Source organism: Agrobacterium sp. CG160-95, from assembly GCF_053521725.1.
Genome location: NZ_JBNWDU010000002.1, coordinates 442143 through 458541, shown reverse-complemented (window position 1 = coordinate 458541; position 16399 = coordinate 442143). Strand labels below are relative to the sequence as shown.

The following is a 16399-nucleotide window of genomic DNA, read 5'->3' as shown; positions in this document are numbered from 1 at the left end:
TGGAATCATTGCCTAAAATATTTTCCATAGAAAATATGTTCTAATTGAGCAAAAGACGCGGAAAGCTTTTCCTCTGCCGCATCCGAAAAGAAACGCCGCTGCTTGGCCGTGCCGCCGCCGGTTTGTCATTCTCGCACTATCGGAGACCTCAACCTCCCGAACCCCAAAATGGCAGATGCCGAGCCTCGGCAGGGCCATTCCACCGCGAAATAAAGCGAAAATTCAGGCGGATAATGTGAGCAGCACGAGCGAATTTCTCTGGTACATACCCAATGACGTAAAACCCGGACATCGGGGCGACGCCGTCAGCGAAAACCACAACAGCCTCGATACTTTAACTACCCATGCCAGGGCGCTGGAAAACCATGGCTGGAAGGGCGCGTTGATCGGCACCGGCTGGGGGCGTCCGGATACCTTTACGGTTGCGGCGTCGCTTACCGCGCGTACCACCACTTTCGAGCCACTGATCGCTATCCGCCCCGGCTACTGGAAGCCGGCCAATCTCGCATCGGCCGCCGCCACGCTCGATCAGCTTTCTGGTGGCCGGGTACGAATCAATGTCGTTTCCGGCCGGGACGAGCTTGCGGCCTATGGCGACGAAGAAGGCGATCAGGCGCAGCGTTACGCGCGCACGAAGGAGTTCATGCGGCTGGTGCGGCGGCTCTGGACTGAGGAAAACGTCACTTTCGATGGCGACCATTTCCGGGTCAGGAACTCCACCGTTTCGCCGCGCACCACTGAACGTGCCGGCCGGCCACATCCCAAACTCTATTTCGGCGGCGCGTCCGAGGCCGCCGAACAGGTTGCCGCAACTGAAGCCGATGTCCAGCTCTTCTGGGGCGAACCGCTCGCCGGCGTGCGCGAAAGGATCGAACGTCTCAGACATTTCAGTGAGACCCTCGGCCGTGACCTGCCGCCGCTGCAATTCGGTCTGCGGATCACCACGCTGGTGCGCGAAACCACGGCTGAGGCTTGGCGCGATGCGGAAGCAAAGGTGGCGGAGATGGCTGCGAACAATGGCGTGCGCTGGAACGATCATCTGCAAGGTGTCGCGGTCGGCCAGCGCCGCCTGCTGGATCTGCACACGCAGAGCGATGTGCTGGACGACAATCTTTATACCGCACCCGGCAAATTTGGCGGAGGCGGTGCCGCAACGACATGGCTCGTCGGTTCGGCGGAAGACGTCGCCGCGTCGCTGCGCAAATACCGCTCGCTTGGCATCACCCATTTCGTGCTTTCCGACACGCCCTATCTTCAGGAAATTGAACGGCAGGGCGACAAGCTGTTGCCGCTACTCCGGGACTGATGCGAGCGGCGTCAACATGGGCGGCCTGCCGAACAAAGCCGCCCATGTCTTCTACGGTCAGCCGCCAACAGCCTTGATGCTCTGACGGCCGAGGATAGTTCGGATCATGTGGCTTTGCGGCGCATGCGCCCTTGCCGTTATGGCGTCGCGGTGATGCCGCTCGAGATCATAGTCGCGGCGAAGGCCGCGATTGCCGCCGAGCTCCAGCGCCAAATCCGTCACCGCCACCGCATTGTCGATCACCACATGACGAACGGCGAGCGCATCCGTGCCTACCCTCTCACCCGCATCGACATCACGCGCGACGGAGCGGAGCAGACGCCTGTTGGCCACAAGAAGCACCTCGATCTCGCCCAGACCTTCCTGAATACGCGGAATGGATGACAGCGGCGCGCCGAGGCTTGCCGGAACATGGCCTGTCAGATGGCGCAAGAGGGCGTCACGCGCCGAAAGCGCGACACCATGATAGACGGAGGCCAGCAGCACGAAGAAATTGTAACCGTCCGCCTCATCCCGCCGCAACGGCTCGTCCGCCGGCTGTTCGGCAACGATATCGGCGAGCGGCACCCTCACATTCTCAAGCAGGAGATCGTCGCTGGCGGTGGCATACATTCCGGTCGCGTCCCATGCCTTTTCCCGGCCGATGCCCGGCGCATCGAGCGGGACCAGAAGCTGGATCAGGCGCGGCACCTCTTCCGTCGTGACGGCAAGTACAATCGCCCATTTCAGACCCGGCAGGCCGGTGACGAAGCTCTTGCGGCCATTGACCACCCAGAAATCGCCCTCGATCCGCGCCGTCGTTTCCGGCAGGCCGCCATGGGCCGGGGAACCGATCCCCGGCTCTGCCTGCGCATTGTTCAGAAGCGCCCGCTCCCTGTTATTGGCTGCCAGCACTTTTGCCGCGAGATCTGCCGGCCACCTGCCGCGCCGGATGGCAGCATGAACGCTGTAATGCATGGCAAGGATGAGGGCGGTTGACGGATCACCCTTGGCAATGGCGGCGATGACGGCATGCGCGGTTTCCATGCCCTCCCCCCAGCCACCGTCCTTTTCAGCCGTCACGAGACCAAGCAGGCCAGACTTGAAAAGCGCCTCGAAATTACCGGCGGCGAATTCACCGCTTTTGTCATACTCCGCCGCAGTCAGGCTGAAATCTTCGGCGAGCGCGGTTGCGATGGCGACGGGATTCAAGTGCTGCTCCGGGCTCGGAACGGCGGATAAAGCGCCGCTCATGCCACCGCCCTTTCACTGGCCGTGACAAAACGGTCATCGATCCACGCAGCGAGATCGAAGTCGTTTTCAAGGAAACCCCATTGATGCAGGAAATCCTTGTAATGGCCGACGGCGGCGACGAGGTCTGCATCAAGGCCAAGACCTAGATGGCGGTGGACATCCGGGCCGTTGGCGGCCAGAACCTGCTCTTCGGTCGCACCCGCCTCGCGCGCGATAAAACGGCGGGTCTCTTCCGGATGCTGCTCCGCCCAGAGCGAGGCTTTGGCAATGGCGGCAACCAGCCGCTCCACCAGATCGGGGCGCTCATCGGCAAGTCGTCCGTCAACTGTCAGCACGCGGGGAGAGCCGGAGTTGATGCGTATCTTCGGGTCGGGGTGAAAACCGAATTCCGCCACCTGCACGGCGCCGATCAGGTTCGCGGCGGCGATACCGGCAGTACCCTTGACGAAAATCGCATCGACCTCACCCCGCAACAGCGCGATGATCTCCTCACCGAACGATTGTCGCCGCTTCAGGCCGAAAAGGGATGGTCCCTCCTGTGTCGCCAGCACGGAATCCTTGATCACGATATCCTTCAGCTCGATATCCTCGACCCTCAGCCCCTCCAGCGAAAGCGCCGAAACGATGCCCTTCAATGCTGTCGCTCGCATGAAATCGACAATGCCATCAGGTCTGCGCGGCACACCGAAACGGCGGCCGACGAGATCGGCAAACGAGCGGATACCGTTTTCCGGAAGGGTGATGATCGCCTGGAACTCATCGGTCCAGGTAATGCCGATAAGACGCGTATCGCGCCCTTCCGAGCGGGCGCGGATAGGGGGCACATTACCGCCGTGGCGGAAGGACCATTCCAGCGTGTGGTTGAAATGGCTCTGCCGCACGGGGCGATCCGGTGAATCGATGATGGATTTCAGCGATATCCCTACATCCTCGAAGGTCTGCGCGAGATAACCGAGCTGCGCCGCAAGCCCCACGGGCGTGGGCACCGGGCAACGTGTGTACCAGATTTCAGAAAGTGTCGTGCTCATGGCTTTGGCCTCGATGAAAACGATGACACCAGAAAGAGATGCTGCGGTGCCCGTCGACGAAAGGGAGATGTCCCTGCCCGCCGCAAACGGTGGGCAGGGTCTGGCGAGACGATCAGGATGCCGCAATATGCGCGAAGGCCAGGCTGCCCGCGACGCCTTCTGCACCGATCGTGTGATCGGCAATGCGCTTGTTGAAGATGGTGATTTCAGGTGCCGCAACGATATCGATGGCAGGAACGTCATCGACGAGGATCTGCTGTATTTCCTTCCATTGCGCGACACGCTTGTCCGGATCGATCTCGACAGCGGCAGCTTCCAGCAGCGCATCCACCTTGGGGTTGCTGTAGGCGGCGCCATTTGAGAAGGGCACACCCTTCTTGAAGTTCTTGGACCAGTAGAGCCGCTGCACACCGACTGTCGGGTCGAAGAGATTGCTCATGCCCTCATAGGCAAAGTCGAAATCACGATCCGTGTAGATGCGCTTCGTGTAGGTGGCGAAATCCTGCGTCCGCACCGTCACATCCACGCCGACCTTTGCCAGTGCCTGGCGAATGTAATCTGCGCCGCGCGGATAGGCTTCGGTGCTCGGCACATAGTCCAGATTGAGCTTGAAACGGATGCCATCCGCGCCGCGCTTGTATCCCGCCTCGTCCAGCAGCGCTTCGGCCGCCTTCAGATCGATCGGATAGGTCTTCAGATCCTCGACAAACCATTTCGTCAGCTTCGGATTGATCGGGCCGGTGATTGTCGCGCCATAGCCATAATTGACCGTGTTGAAAATGACTTTGCGGTCGATCACATGCGCGAAGGCACGGCGGACGCGTACGTCCTTGAACACATCCTTTTCGAGGTTGAACTCAACGCGGCTGATAGAATTGGTATATTGATAGCCATTGGTCTCGAAGCCGAGGCTCGGTAGTTCCTTCAGGCGGTCGAGATCGCTATAGGCGACCGGGGTGCTCGGAGCGAGATCGATCTCACCGGTTTCGATTGCGATGGCACGGGCCGACGCATCTGGAATGAAGCGAACGATAAGCTTGTCGAGATAGGGGCGCGGCGCATCCCAGTAATCGGCATTGCGCTCAAAAACGATATGGCTGCCGCGCACCCATTCCTTGAACTTGAACGGGCCGGTGCCGATGGGTGCGAGATTGACCGGATTTTCGGTCACTTTCGTACCCTCATAAAGATGTTTCGGCACGATGGGCGTTTCGGCGGCGGCAAGCGCCGTAATCAGATAGGGCGCAGGTTTGGAAAGAACCAGAACCGCCGTCAGCTCGTCCGGCGTCTCGACAGCAGTGAGGTTCAGGAATGTATTGCGACCGCGCGGATGCACTTCCTTGATGGTGTTGATGGAGAACGCCACATCGGCAGATGTGAAAGGCTTGCCGTCATGCCATTTTACACCGGGTCTCAGATTGAAGGTGTAACGCAGGCCATCGCCGCTGACATCCCATGATTTGGCCAGGAGCGGCTTGGGATTGAGGTCGAAATCATAGGTCAGCAGCCCTTCCGTGACCTTGGGCGATATGTAGACGGAATTATAGGCCGTGTGCGCGATCGTCGTCAGAACCGGCGGCTCCGATGAGATGAGCAAAGTGGCCGTTCCGCCGCTTGCCGGCTCTGCTGCGTTGAGCTTCAGCCCCGGCAACGACACCACGCCAAGCGCCACCGACGCCAGCAGAAATCCGCGGCGCGTCGTCTGGTTGAAAACAGTCATGCGATACCTCTCCTTAATTGAACCGGCGAAAAACCGGCAAAACTGAACGGCCGCGCTTGGGAAGAAGTTTGTTCCGCAGACGAGAGTGAGATTGGCATGAAGCACCAACCATTCTCATAAATAGGAATTATCTTTTCTTTATGGCGCATTTTTCCGTAAATTTCAGAAAATAATTCTATTACTCTTTGACAAATTCCATAAAATTAGTCAACTAATACCAACGCCTTTACGGGCCGATTTCATGTTTTCAAGCGAATGGACTGGAGCCGATGTCGAATTCGAAACGGATTTTATCGCAGGCAAGGCGGGTGGCCATTCAGGCCGTCCCGACGGTTCTCGGTATCGTCATCCTGAACTTCTTCCTGCTGCAGCTGGCGCCTGGTGATGCGGCTGACGTGCTGGCCGCGGAAGCGGGTTCGGCGACCGTCGAGACCATGGCCGAAATTCGCTCACGCTTCGGGCTCGACCTGCCGGTCGTCCATCAGCTCATGAACTATCTCGGCAATCTGGCCCAGTTCAGCCTCGGCTTTTCACCCCGCTACGGCATGCCGGTCGCCGATCTTATCGGCCAGCGGTTGCCCGGCACGCTGGCGCTGATGGGAGCAGCACTTGGCATTGCGATTTTCGTCGGCGTTTTCCTCGGCTCCATCATGGCGCTCTTTTCCGGCAAGCTGCCGGACCGGATCATTTCGATTGGCTCGCTAATCTTTTATTCCGTGCCGGGCTTCTGGATCGGCCTGATGCTTATCCTCACGTTCTCGGTCAAGCTCGGCTGGCTTCCGTCTGGCGGCGACAGCACCATCGGCAGCAGCCTCACCGGCCTCGACGCTTTTCTGGACAGGCTGCGCTATATCGTTCTCCCCGCCCTTTCGCTGGCGCTTTATTTTCTGGCGATTTATGCCCGCCTCACCCGCGCGGCGATGCTGGAAGTCAAATCCCAGGACTATGTGCGCACGGCACGGGCAAAAGGCGTTTCGCCTTTCCGGCTCACCACACGCCATATTCTGCGCAACGCGCTCATCCCAATCACCACCATGGCCGGCATGCATATTGGCGGCCTGCTGGGCGGTGCGGTCGTGGTCGAGACGGTCTTCAGCTGGCCAGGCCTTGGCCGTCTTGCTTTCGAGGCCGTCATGGCCCGCGATTTCAGCGTGCTGCTCGGCATTCTGCTTCTCTCTTCCCTTGTCGTCATCATTGTCAATGCCGCCGTGGACCTGTTGCAGGCATGGCTCGACCCCCGCATCGGAGAAAGCCGATGAATTCCTTCCAGACATCAGCAGTTCTCGACGCGGCCGAACTCAGTGCCGAAGAGAGCAATCCCAAACCTAAAAAACCTGAAGAAAAAGTCTGGCCCTATATCCATGCGCCGGACGCGCTTTCAGCCCGCTCCGTCTCCGTGCCGCGGCGCGGCTTGCGGCGGGAACTGAAGATTTTCCTGACCAATCCCAACGCCATCGTTGGGCTGCTGTTCCTTGCCACCGTCCTCATCGCCGCTGTCACGGCCCCGCTGATCTATCCGGGCGATCCGCTGGAAATGGTGGCCCGCCCCTTCCTCTGGCCCGGCCAGAATCCAGCCTATCCGCTCGGCACCGATTCCATGGGGCGTGATGTGCTGGCGGGCATCGTGCATGGCGCACGCATCTCGCTCACCGTCGGTGTCGTCGCCACCCTGATAGGGCTGACGATCGGCATAACAATCGGTGCTTTCGCCGGTTATTTCGGTGGCATCATCGACGATATTCTTGTGAAGATCATCGAAATCTTCCAGACATTGCCGAACTTCGTGCTGCTGGTGGTGCTCGTCGCCATTGCCCAGCCTTCGGTCACCACGGTAACCTCGGCAATCGGCATCATTACCTGGCCACTTGTTGCGCGCCTGACCCGCGCCGAATTCCGCGCCATCCGCGAGAAGGACTATGTGCTTGCCGCACGAAGCCTCGGTTATGGCCATGCGCGTATCGTGTTTCAGGAAATTCTGCCCAACGCCCTGCCGCCGATCATCGTCACCTCCTCCGTCATGGTGGCGGGTGCGATCCTCATGGAAGCAGCCCTTTCCTTCATGGGACTTGGCGACCCCAACCGTGTTTCCTGGGGTTCGATGATCGGGTCGGGACGCGACGTCATTCGCACCGCCTGGTATCTGACCGCCCTTCCCGGCCTCGCCATCGTCTTCACCGTCATTTCGCTGAACCTCATCAGCGACGGTCTCAACGATGCGCTCAACCCCCGTTTTTCGGAGGAACGCCGATGAGCAAACTTATCGAAGTCCACGATCTTTCCGTCAGCTTCGGCTCAGCCCAACCGGTCAAGGGCGTCAGCTTCGATGTGGAGTCCGGCGAAATGCTGGCAATCGTCGGCGAAAGCGGCTCGGGAAAATCACTGACTGCGCTCGGCCTGATCGGCCTGTTGCCGTCGCATGCAAAAACCGGCGGGCGTGTTCTGCTCGAAGGCCGCGATCTCCTGCCGCTTTCCGAGCGGCAATGGCGCGGCATTCGCGGCCGCGATATCGGCATGATCTTTCAGGAACCGATGACCTCGCTGAACCCGGTCCTGACGGTGGGCGAACAGATCATCGAGGTGCTGCGCATCCATGAAAGGATCGACAGGCACCAGGCGCGCAAACGCGCCATCGAGCTTCTGGACCTCGTCAATATTCCCGACGCCCAGCGCCGCGTGGACGATTATCCGCACCAGCTTTCCGGCGGCATGCGCCAACGCGTCATGATCGCCATCGGCGTTGCCTGCAATCCCAAACTACTGATCGCCGATGAGGCGACGACCGCGCTCGACGTGACGATACAGGCGCAGATCCTGCAGCTGCTCGACAATCTGCGCCGCGATCTCAACATGGCCGTCATCCTCATCACCCACGATCTTGGCATTGTGGCGCAATGGGCCGATCGGGTCATGGTCATGTATGCCGGCCGCAAGGTGGAAGAAGGATTGCCTGAACCGGTTTTCTCCAATCCTTACCACCCCTATACGCGCGGCCTGCTGGCTGCCTCTCCGCGCGCCGAAGACGGCCAGCATTATCGCGACGGGCCACTCATCGAAATTCCGGGTTCAATCGTTTCGGCCACGGGGGAGCGCGGCTGCGCCTTCCGGCCACGCTGTCCGAGCGCCCGCGGTTTCTGCGGGCAGTTCGTACCGCCGCTGAGGCTCGTCTCGGAAGGCCGCTACGCCGCCTGCCCCTTCGTATCCCCCACATCCCAAGAGGTATCCGATGACGCTCTTGTCAGTGCATAGTCTTTCCACCCACTATTCGGGAGGACGCGGAACAGTCCGCGCCGTCGACGATGTGTCGCTCGACATCGAGGCGGGCGAGACCGTGGCGCTGGTGGGTGAATCAGGCTGCGGCAAATCCTCGCTCGGCAAGTCGCTGATGCGGCTGGTGGAGCCCACTTCCGGCAGGATCACCTTCAAGGGCGCCGATGTCACGGCGATGTCGTCGTCGCAGCTGCGCGGCATCCGCCGCCGCATCCAGATGATCTTTCAGGACCCATTCGCGTCGCTCAATCCGCGCCAGACGGTGCGAACCATCCTTACCGGGCCGTTGAAGGTGCACGGCATTGGCGACAGGGCGCAACAGCGGGAGATCGTCGAGGCGATCGTCGCGCAGGTGGGGCTGCCGCCTGATGCACTCGACCGCTATCCGCACGAGTTTTCCGGCGGCCAGCGCCAGCGCATCGGCATTGCCCGGGCGCTCGTTCTCGAGCCGGAACTGGTCGTCTGCGACGAGCCTGTCTCGGCGCTCGATCTTTCCATACAGGCGCAGATCCTCAACCTTCTGGTGGAGATGAAGAAACGGCTTTCGTTGTCCTATCTCTTCGTATCCCACGACCTTTCGGTCGTACGCTATTTTTCCGATCGCGTTCTCGTCATGTATCTCGGCAAGATCGTGGAAAGCGCGCCGACCGCGGAGCTTTGGGCCTCGCCGAAACACCCCTATACCCGTGCGCTTCTCGCAGCCGTTCCCGATCCCGCGCGCCGCAAGCAGGCAGCGCCCATTTCCGGCGACCTGCCGAGCCCCCACAACCCGCCATCCGGCTGCCGGTTTCACACCCGCTGCCCGCTCGCCACCGATCTCTGTCGCGAAAAAGCGCCGGATTACACCCTTTTCGGCAAGAACCACGCCGTGGCTTGCCACCATGCCCAATAAACTGAAGGAGCAACCATAATGGTCGACTATCGCTATCTCGGACGCAGCGCGCTGAAAGTTTCACCGCTGAGCCTCGGCACGATGATGTTCGGAGGCCCGACGCCGGATGACGTGGCCTTCCGCATCATCGACAAGGCACGCGAGCAGGGCATCAACTTCATCGACACTGCCGATGTCTATCACGACGGCAAGTCGGAAGAAGTCGTTGGTCGCGGTATCAAGGCCAGTCGCGATCACTGGGTTCTGGCAACGAAATTCGTCAATTCCCACACCAAGGGTCCGAACCTTGGCGGCCATTCGCGCAAATGGGTGATCGAGACCGTCGAGAATTCGCTTCGCCGTCTCAACACCGACTACATCGATATCCTCTATTTCCACCGCGCCGTCTTCGACGCGCCGCTGGAAGAGCCGGTACGCGCCATTGCCGATCTCATCCGTGCGGGCAAGCTGCGCTATTTCGGCGTTTCCAACTTCCGGGGCTGGCGCATCGCCGAAATTTCGCATTTGGCCGATCAGCTCGGCATCGACCGGCCTATCGCCAGCCAGCCGCTCTACAACATCGTCAACCGCACGGCCGAAGCCGAGCAGCTGCCTGCGGCACATAATTACGGGCTGGGCGTCGTTTCCTATTCGCCGCTGGCACGTGGCGTGCTGACCGGCAAATATCAGCCGGGTGAGCAGCCGGGCGCAGATACCCGTGTCGGCCGTGGCGACAAGCGGGTTCTGGAAACCGAATGGCGCCCCGAGTCGGTCGAAATCGCCCAGAAGGTTGCGGCGCACGCCGCATCAAAGGGTGTTTCGGCAGCGGATTTTGCGCTCGCCTGGGTGCTGAACAACAAGTTCGTCACCGCCGCGATCACCGGCCCGCGCACTGAAGACCATTGGGACGGTTACGTCCGCGCCCTCGATGTGAAGATCGATGCGGAAGACGAGGCGCTGGTCGACAGCCTTGTGACGACAGGCCATCCCTCGACACCCGGCTTCAACGATCCGAGCCATCCCGTCGAAGGCCGCGTGCCGCGCAATATCGAACCGGCTCCCCGCCCGGTCGTCAAGCCGCGCGCGGTCGCCTGATCGTCCAGAAGAAAATGCCTGCGGCGCGACCGTGCCGCAGGTCATCACATCCGCTCAGGGAAATCCGCAATGTCCAATCCTAAAATACAGACCGCAACCACCGATAATTCCAGCGTGCCGAGCCGAGACGACATTCTGGCCCGCGCCAGGGACATTGCGGCTGTTGCCGCCAAGGATGCCGCTCGCCGTGAGCGTCAGCGGGAACTTCCCTTCGAAATCTTCGGCCTGATCAAAGAAGCCAGGATCGGCACGCTGCGCATCCCCGAGGCCAAAGGCGGGCCGGGAGGCTCGATTGCGGACTATATAGAAGTCCTGATGATCCTCGGGGAAGCCGACAGCAATATTCCGCACGCACTCCGCAGCCATTTCAATTTCACAGAAAACCTCGCTCTCACACCGATCGAGCTCGAGGATCGGCGGCACCTCGAAAATGTCCTCACCGGCAAGCTCTTTGCGGGCGCCAGCACGGAACAGGGCACCAAACGTCCCGGCGAAATCACCACGCGCCTCAGCGCCGATGGCGACCGTTATCGTCTGAACGGCCGCAAATGGTATGCGACCGGCACCGCCTTCGCAGATTTCGGCACCTTTAGCGCTGTCGGCGACGACGAACAGCCGATCGGCGTCCTCATTCCGCTTGATCGGCCCGGGATCACCATCCTCGACGACTGGGACAGCATGGGCCAGCGCATGACGGCAAGCGGCGGCGTTTTGCTTGAAAATGTCGAGGTGCTCCCGCATGAACTGACGACCCGCAAGCTCGGCAGCCAGATCGGGCGCCACAGCTCGGCCATGCGACAATTGCACCTCGCTGCCTCTGCCGCCGGTGCCGTTCAGGGTGCACTCAACGATGGCATCGACTATGTTCTGCGCCAGGCGCGCACCACGCTCCACAGCAGCGCCGAAACCGCCAATCAGGACCCCTTTGTGCAGAAGATGCTCGGCGAGATCAGCGCCGGTGCCTTCGCCGTCAAGACGCTGATCCGCGAGGCGGCAAGAACGCTCGACAGGACCGCCGCCGCCTTTTCCAGCGGCGACGAAGAGGCGATAGAAGCGGCTTTGCTGGAAGGTTCTCTCGCCACCGCCCGTACCCAGATCATCGCATCGCAGCTTTCACTAACGGTCGCCACCAACCTTTACGAACTCGGCGGCGGATCGGCGACGTCCAGCGAGCGGAATTTCGACCGCCACTGGCGCAACATCCGCACGGTCTACAACCACAATCCGCTTGCCCACAAGGCGCGTGTCATCGGCGACTATTATCTCAACGGCACCACGACGCACCTCAGGGAAGGCCGGGTATTCTAGCGATAAAGGGAAAACGGCCATGAGAACGGAATTCATCCCTCCTTCGGTCGCAAGAGCGGCTTTCCGGTTGCCGACGCTTTCCCGGCTGCCGCCGCTGACGGCCCTGCGCGCATTTGTCGTGGCCGCGCGTCACGCCAGCTTCTCGCGGGCGGCGGAAGAACTGCATGTCTCGACTGCCGCAATCGGCCAGCAGGTGCGCATTCTGGAAACCCATCTCGGGCAAACACTCTTCAGCCGCCAGCGCGGCGAGCTGGTGCTGACCGAGGCCGGCAGCACGCTTTACCCCGGCCTTGCGGACGCTTTCGAGACGATGATCGGCAGTCTTTCCGATCTCATGGCCTCCGGCGGCCGGCGGCAGGTGAGGGTTCTGGCGGAAGGCTGTTTTGCGGCCCGATGGCTGGCACCACGGTTGGGAACCATCGTTCCAGCCCTTGGAGACGTAGATATCTCGATTGAATCTCTCGAGGGCGACGCCATCGACCTCACGCATTTCGATGCCGATTGCGCGATCGTCGCCACCCACGGACAAATCCCCGGTTTCATTCACGAACCGCTTTTTGCCGACACCGTCAGTGCCGTCTGCACCCCGGATTTTGCCACCCGCTACCAGCTTGGTGGTGAACCCGAGCGGCTTCGGGATATCTCTTTTGCGATGTTGCGCGGCAACGGCACCGATGCTGCCTTCGAATGGGCAAACTGGCTGCGCGCCTGCCGCATTCCGCTTCGGCTTTCCGCAGCAGGACCGCGCTTTTCGCGTCAGACCGCGCTGATAGAGGCACTCTTGTCCAGCCACGGCATCGGCCTTGCGCGCCACTCGCTCATTTCCGAAGAGCTTCGAACCGGCCGTCTGATCGCACCTTTCGGTGTGCCTCAGCCGACCGCCAGCCGGTATCATCTTCTGACCAGTCCTGACAGGCGGCGGCTGCCGGAAATCGCATCTCTACTCGCCTTGTTGCGCGAGGATACACGCTCTCTCGAAGCCGCCGCCTGAACACGCCCGTCCCACATCAGGCGCGTTCCCTTTGCAACTCCCTGGTCGTATGGATGTTTTCCGGCCGGGGCAGGCCGTAATGATCACGCAGCGTGTCGCCCTCGTAGTCCTCGCGGAACAGCCCGCGCTGTTTGAGGATCGGCACGACCTCGTCCACGAAAATATCGAACCCGCCATTCAGCCATGGCGGCATGATGTTGAAGCCGTCGGCAGCACCTTCACGGAACCAGGTCTCTATCCAGTTTGCCACCTGTTCCGGCGTTCCCGAAATCACCTTGTGGCCGCGCCCGCCGGCAAGCCGGTGCAACAATTGCCGGATCGTCGGATTTTCCCGGTCGATGACATCGAGAACCAATTGATGCCGGCTGCTATCCGCCTGCGCGCGCGTCGCTTCCACCGCCTCCTTCGGCAACGGCTGATCGAGATCGGCCGATGAGAGATCAATGCCTGTAATGCGCTGCAACTGCCCCAGCGAAAAGGCCGGCTGGATGAGATCGTTGAAACTCGCCTCGAGCTTTCGCGCCTCCTCTTCGGTGGAGGCGATGAAGGGGCTGATCCCCGGCAGGATTTTCACATGGGCGGGATTGCGCCCCGTGGCCGCCACGCGCCTCTTTATGTCGGAATAAAAAGACCGCGCACTCTCCAGAGTTTGATGCGCGGTAAAGATTGCCTCGGCATAACGGGCAGCAAAGCCACGACCGTCCTCCGAAGAGCCGGCCTGCACATAGACCGGCCTGCCCTGCGGCGAGCGTGGCAGGTTGAGCGCGCCCCGCACCCGGTAGAACTCGCCCTCGTGATTGGCAGGATGGATGCGGTCGGTATCGGCGAAAAGACCGCTCTCCTTGTCGGCGACGATGGCATCGTCTTCCCAGCTGTCCCAGAGCTTCGTCACCACATCGACGAACTCAGTCGCCTGCCGGTAACGGTCGGCATGCGGCGGATGCTGCTGGAGATTGAAGTTTCCGGCCGCCGCATCGGCCGAGGTCGTCACGATGTTCCAGCCGACCCGGCCGCCGCTGATATGATCGACCGAGGCGAACAGCCGCGCTAGATTGTAAGGCTCGTAATAGGTGGTGGAGGCCGTCGCAATGAAGCCGATCTTTTCGGTGACGGCCGCCAAGGCCGCCAGCATGGTGATCGGTTCCAGCCGGTGCCGGGCGGCATAGCGGATATTGGCGTCCAGCACCGGCGCATCGGCAAAGAAAATGGCATCCAGCTTTGCCGCCTCGGCCTTGCGGGCGATATCCTGGTAGAGCCTTATATCCGTGACGCGCAGTGGCTCCGACTCGGGGTGGCGCCAGGCTGCTTCATGGTGCCCACCCGGATAGATGAACGCATTGAGGACCAGCTTCTCGGATTTTCTGCTCATGGCGATGAACCCTTTTCAACTTTGACGCGGCTTTAAACGAGAGGTGAGGATGCGCTTACGCCTCCTTCGTCACCCACGCTTTGGCGAGATTGCCGCTGAGCCCCTCCGCCCCTGTCGCGTAATCCTTGATGCGGACGCTGCCGACGACCGGCTGGATTGGCGAAACGAGATTGATGACGGGAAGATCCTTGGCGACGACGGCCTGAAACTCCTTGAAGAAGGCTGCGCGCTTTTCGATATCCGGCTCCACCGCGGCCGCTTCCAGCAGCCAGTCCACTTCCGGATTGGCGTAGTGGCTGGCGTTTGAGAACGGCAGGCCGATCTTGAAGTTCTTGCTCCAGTAGACACGCTGCACGCCGGCCGTCGGATCGAAGGTATTGGAGAGGGATTCGACTGAAAGGTCCCAGGCGCGATCGGTATAAACGACCTTCACATAGGTGCCGAAATCGAATTTCTGGATATCCGCCTCGATGCCGATCTTGGAAAGCGCCTGCGCTATGAAATCCGAATAGGTCTGCGGGTTGAACGGGTTGGTGGTGACCCTGAGCTTGAAGCGCTTGCCGCCATCCTTGCGCGGAAAGCCCGCCTCATCCAGCAGCTTTTCCGCCAGCGCGACGTCGAATTTGGCAAAACCGATATCCGGATTGTGGAACTTCGCAAGGCCGGGGCTGATCGGCGTGGGCGATGGCACGGCGTAACCGTAAAGCACGGTATCGATCAGCGCCGGAACGTCGATCGCGTGGGCAATAGCCTGCCTCACCTTCAATTCCTTGAGATATTCGTTCTCAAGGTTGATGACGAGCTGGTTCTGCTGGCCGGCATAGGCGTAGATGCGGTCATCCACCTTCAGCGTCGGGATGGATTTCAGTCGTTCCAGATCGGCAAGCGCCACCGGGTTCGGGCCAATGTCGCCCTCTCCGGTTTCCAGCGCCGCCGCGCGAGCGCCCGCATCGTTGATGAGGCGAATGATGACGCGGTCGAGATAAGGACCTGACGCGTCCCAGTAGTCGGCATTCTTTTCCAGAAGAATATGGCTGCCCGGCACCCATTCCTTCAGGACGAAGGGACCGCTGCCGATGATCTGGGCGGGTTTTGGATTGTCAGTCGGCTTGAAGGTCTCGAAGATGTGCTTTGGCACAACAGGCGATTCCGACGAGGCGAGCGCGGTTATCAATCCCGGCGCCGGCTTGGAAAGCTTCACCTTCGCGACCAGCGGATCGGAAGTATCGACGCTTTCAACATGCGAGAAAGTCGCCCGGCCGCGCGGATGGGCTTCCTTCAGCCGCAAGATCGAGAACTCCACATCCGCCGATGTCACCGGCTTGCCGTCATGGAATTTCGCATTCGGCTGCAGATGAAAGACATATTCCAGCCCGTCGGCGGAAACGCTCCATTCTTTGGCAAGGCTCGGCTTGGGCGAAAGTTCGTAATCGTACGTCAAAAGCCCGTCATAAATCTTCGAGCCAATGAACTGCGGACCGCCCGCACTGGTATTGATTGCCACGAGCTGCGTCGGCTCGGGAAAATAGACGATCTTGAGCGTACCGCCCGAAACCGGCTCTTCAGCAGCAGCGAAAGAACCACCTGGAAGCGCCACGAAAGCGCCGGCGGCGAGTGCAATTTTATGAAACTGGCGTCTGGAAAAGGTCATGTCTGTCTCCGATAAAAATCCGATGTGCGGGGTGCGGCATCTCAGTGCAGTTGCGGGAACCCGTGACGCTCGGCGAGGATTTGCAAAATGCGTTTCGTGTCCTGAATGAAGTGCGTGTCGCCTTTGGTCGTCGCATCGGCTGGTGCATCGCCGGTAAAGACGAACAGCGGCAACGACTGGTTTTCCTCACCCACGACGGCGATGACCGCTTCGCGCGGACGCTGAAAACCGACCCGGTGGATATCGATCCCGGCGGCAAGGTCCGGAAAGGCGGCAAGCAGGCCTTCGATCTGGTTACAATGCGGGCAGACGAACCGGACACCGGGGTGCTTGGGGTCTTCAAAACCGGGGGCGATCAAAAAAAGCGTATCCTTGGCCATGGCATCCATCGTGTGCGGGTGAGATTTCATGGACACAGTGCAGGCAGAGAAATCAGAGGTCCAGAAAGCTATTCTTCCCGCAAAACGAAGAATTCCTTCGCCCTAAATTATTGAAGAAATTGATTTTTTTAGAGTTCCGATAATTGGCATCACCGTTCCTGCCGGCCTGTTCCAAAGGCA

14 protein-coding genes are annotated in these 16399 nt (G+C 60.5%); 8 read left to right on the top strand and 6 right to left on the bottom strand.

All coding sequences use genetic code 11. From position 1 onward, the window contains the following. Window positions 1–235: 235 nt before the first annotated feature. Window positions 236–1306 (top strand): LLM class flavin-dependent oxidoreductase, encoded by a 1071-nt coding sequence (locus ACQZ63_RS08800; protein ID WP_026330695.1) that lies wholly within the window; start codon window positions 236–238, stop codon window positions 1304–1306. 57 nt (window positions 1307–1363) lie between these two features. Here ACQZ63_RS08800 and ACQZ63_RS08795 read toward each other — a convergent pair whose 3' ends face one another. The 3 genes from ACQZ63_RS08795 to ACQZ63_RS08785 all read right to left on the bottom strand — a co-directional run bounded on the left by ACQZ63_RS08795 (window position 1364) and on the right by ACQZ63_RS08785 (window position 5287). Then, window positions 1364–2539: an acyl-CoA dehydrogenase family protein gene (locus ACQZ63_RS08795; RefSeq protein ID WP_113555393.1), complete on the bottom strand. Its 1176-nt coding sequence runs from the start codon at window positions 2537–2539 to the stop codon at window positions 1364–1366. Then, entirely contained in the window at window positions 2536–3567 is a 1032-nt protein-coding gene (locus ACQZ63_RS08790) for an ABC transporter substrate-binding protein (RefSeq protein WP_113555471.1), read from the bottom strand. The genes ACQZ63_RS08795 and ACQZ63_RS08790 overlap by 4 nt, the downstream gene beginning before the upstream one ends. Window positions 3568–3679: 112 nt before the next feature. Next, on the bottom strand, window positions 3680–5287 hold the full coding sequence (locus ACQZ63_RS08785; protein ID WP_019564757.1) for an ABC transporter substrate-binding protein: 1608 nt from the start codon (window positions 5285–5287) through the stop codon (window positions 3680–3682). 269 nt (window positions 5288–5556) lie between these two features. Between ACQZ63_RS08785 and ACQZ63_RS08780 the strand changes: the two genes are divergently transcribed. From ACQZ63_RS08780 to ACQZ63_RS08750, 7 genes are all read left to right on the top strand, one after another. Continuing rightward, window positions 5557–6546, top strand: coding sequence for an ABC transporter permease (locus tag ACQZ63_RS08780; RefSeq protein WP_026330697.1), 990 nt, complete (start codon window positions 5557–5559; stop codon window positions 6544–6546). Then, window positions 6543–7538 (top strand): ABC transporter permease, encoded by a 996-nt coding sequence (locus ACQZ63_RS08775; protein ID WP_113555394.1) that lies wholly within the window; start codon window positions 6543–6545, stop codon window positions 7536–7538. The genes ACQZ63_RS08780 and ACQZ63_RS08775 overlap by 4 nt, the downstream gene beginning before the upstream one ends. After that, entirely contained in the window at window positions 7535–8533 is a 999-nt protein-coding gene (locus ACQZ63_RS08770; RefSeq protein WP_019564760.1) for an ABC transporter ATP-binding protein, read from the top strand. Before ACQZ63_RS08775 ends, ACQZ63_RS08770 begins: the two co-directional genes overlap by 4 nt. Next, window positions 8511–9446 (top strand): ABC transporter ATP-binding protein, encoded by a 936-nt coding sequence (locus ACQZ63_RS08765; protein WP_003511116.1) that lies wholly within the window; start codon window positions 8511–8513, stop codon window positions 9444–9446. The genes ACQZ63_RS08770 and ACQZ63_RS08765 overlap by 23 nt, the downstream gene beginning before the upstream one ends. A gap of 18 nt (window positions 9447–9464) precedes the next feature. Continuing rightward, window positions 9465–10520 carry an aldo/keto reductase gene (locus tag ACQZ63_RS08760; RefSeq protein WP_003511118.1) on the top strand — a complete coding sequence of 352 codons (1056 nt, stop codon included), beginning with the start codon at window positions 9465–9467 and terminating at the stop codon, window positions 10518–10520. A gap of 69 nt (window positions 10521–10589) precedes the next feature. Then, on the top strand, window positions 10590–11828 hold the full coding sequence (locus tag ACQZ63_RS08755) for an acyl-CoA dehydrogenase family protein (protein WP_019564762.1): 1239 nt from the start codon (window positions 10590–10592) through the stop codon (window positions 11826–11828). Between the two features lie 19 nt (window positions 11829–11847). After that, a complete protein-coding gene (locus tag ACQZ63_RS08750; protein ID WP_065704272.1) occupies window positions 11848–12819 on the top strand; it encodes a LysR substrate-binding domain-containing protein in 972 nt (323 codons plus the stop codon). A gap of 16 nt (window positions 12820–12835) precedes the next feature. Here the strand turns inward: ACQZ63_RS08750 and ACQZ63_RS08745 are convergent, their stop codons facing one another. From ACQZ63_RS08745 to ACQZ63_RS08735, 3 genes are read right to left on the bottom strand one after another with little or no spacing between them, the layout of a single operon-like run. Then, window positions 12836–14188 (bottom strand): LLM class flavin-dependent oxidoreductase, encoded by a 1353-nt coding sequence (locus ACQZ63_RS08745; protein ID WP_112424316.1) that lies wholly within the window; start codon window positions 14186–14188, stop codon window positions 12836–12838. 55 nt (window positions 14189–14243) lie between these two features. Then, window positions 14244–15839, bottom strand: a complete 1596-nt coding sequence (locus ACQZ63_RS08740; RefSeq protein WP_113555396.1) for an ABC transporter substrate-binding protein — start codon at window positions 15837–15839, stop codon at window positions 14244–14246. Window positions 15840–15880: 41 nt separating this feature from the next. Next, window positions 15881–16219, bottom strand: coding sequence for a DUF3088 domain-containing protein (locus ACQZ63_RS08735; RefSeq protein WP_026330699.1), 339 nt, complete (start codon window positions 16217–16219; stop codon window positions 15881–15883). Window positions 16220–16399 lie beyond the last annotated feature (180 nt).

Bases quoted from the DNA above. Each gene is read 5' to 3' on its own strand.
- ACQZ63_RS08795 (WP_113555393.1), bottom strand. From the start codon at position 2,539: ATGAGCGGCGCTTTATCCGCCGTTCCGAGCCCGGAGCAGCACTTGAAT.
- ACQZ63_RS08790 (WP_113555471.1), bottom strand. From the start codon at position 3,567: ATGAGCACGACACTTTCTGAAATCTGGTACACACGTTGCCCGGTGCCC.
- ACQZ63_RS08785 (WP_019564757.1), bottom strand. From the start codon at position 5,287: ATGACTGTTTTCAACCAGACGACGCGCCGCGGATTTCTGCTGGCGTCG.
- ACQZ63_RS08780 (WP_026330697.1), top strand. From the start codon at position 5,557: ATGTCGAATTCGAAACGGATTTTATCGCAGGCAAGGCGGGTGGCCATT.
- ACQZ63_RS08775 (WP_113555394.1), top strand. From the start codon at position 6,543: ATGAATTCCTTCCAGACATCAGCAGTTCTCGACGCGGCCGAACTCAGT.
- ACQZ63_RS08770 (WP_019564760.1), top strand. From the start codon at position 7,535: ATGAGCAAACTTATCGAAGTCCACGATCTTTCCGTCAGCTTCGGCTCA.
- ACQZ63_RS08765 (WP_003511116.1), top strand. From the start codon at position 8,511: ATGACGCTCTTGTCAGTGCATAGTCTTTCCACCCACTATTCGGGAGGA.
- ACQZ63_RS08760 (WP_003511118.1), top strand. From the start codon at position 9,465: ATGGTCGACTATCGCTATCTCGGACGCAGCGCGCTGAAAGTTTCACCG.
- ACQZ63_RS08755 (WP_019564762.1), top strand. From the start codon at position 10,590: ATGTCCAATCCTAAAATACAGACCGCAACCACCGATAATTCCAGCGTG.
- ACQZ63_RS08750 (WP_065704272.1), top strand. From the start codon at position 11,848: ATGAGAACGGAATTCATCCCTCCTTCGGTCGCAAGAGCGGCTTTCCGG.
- ACQZ63_RS08745 (WP_112424316.1), bottom strand. From the start codon at position 14,188: ATGAGCAGAAAATCCGAGAAGCTGGTCCTCAATGCGTTCATCTATCCG.
- ACQZ63_RS08740 (WP_113555396.1), bottom strand. From the start codon at position 15,839: ATGACCTTTTCCAGACGCCAGTTTCATAAAATTGCACTCGCCGCCGGC.
- ACQZ63_RS08735 (WP_026330699.1), bottom strand. From the start codon at position 16,219: ATGGCCAAGGATACGCTTTTTTTGATCGCCCCCGGTTTTGAAGACCCC.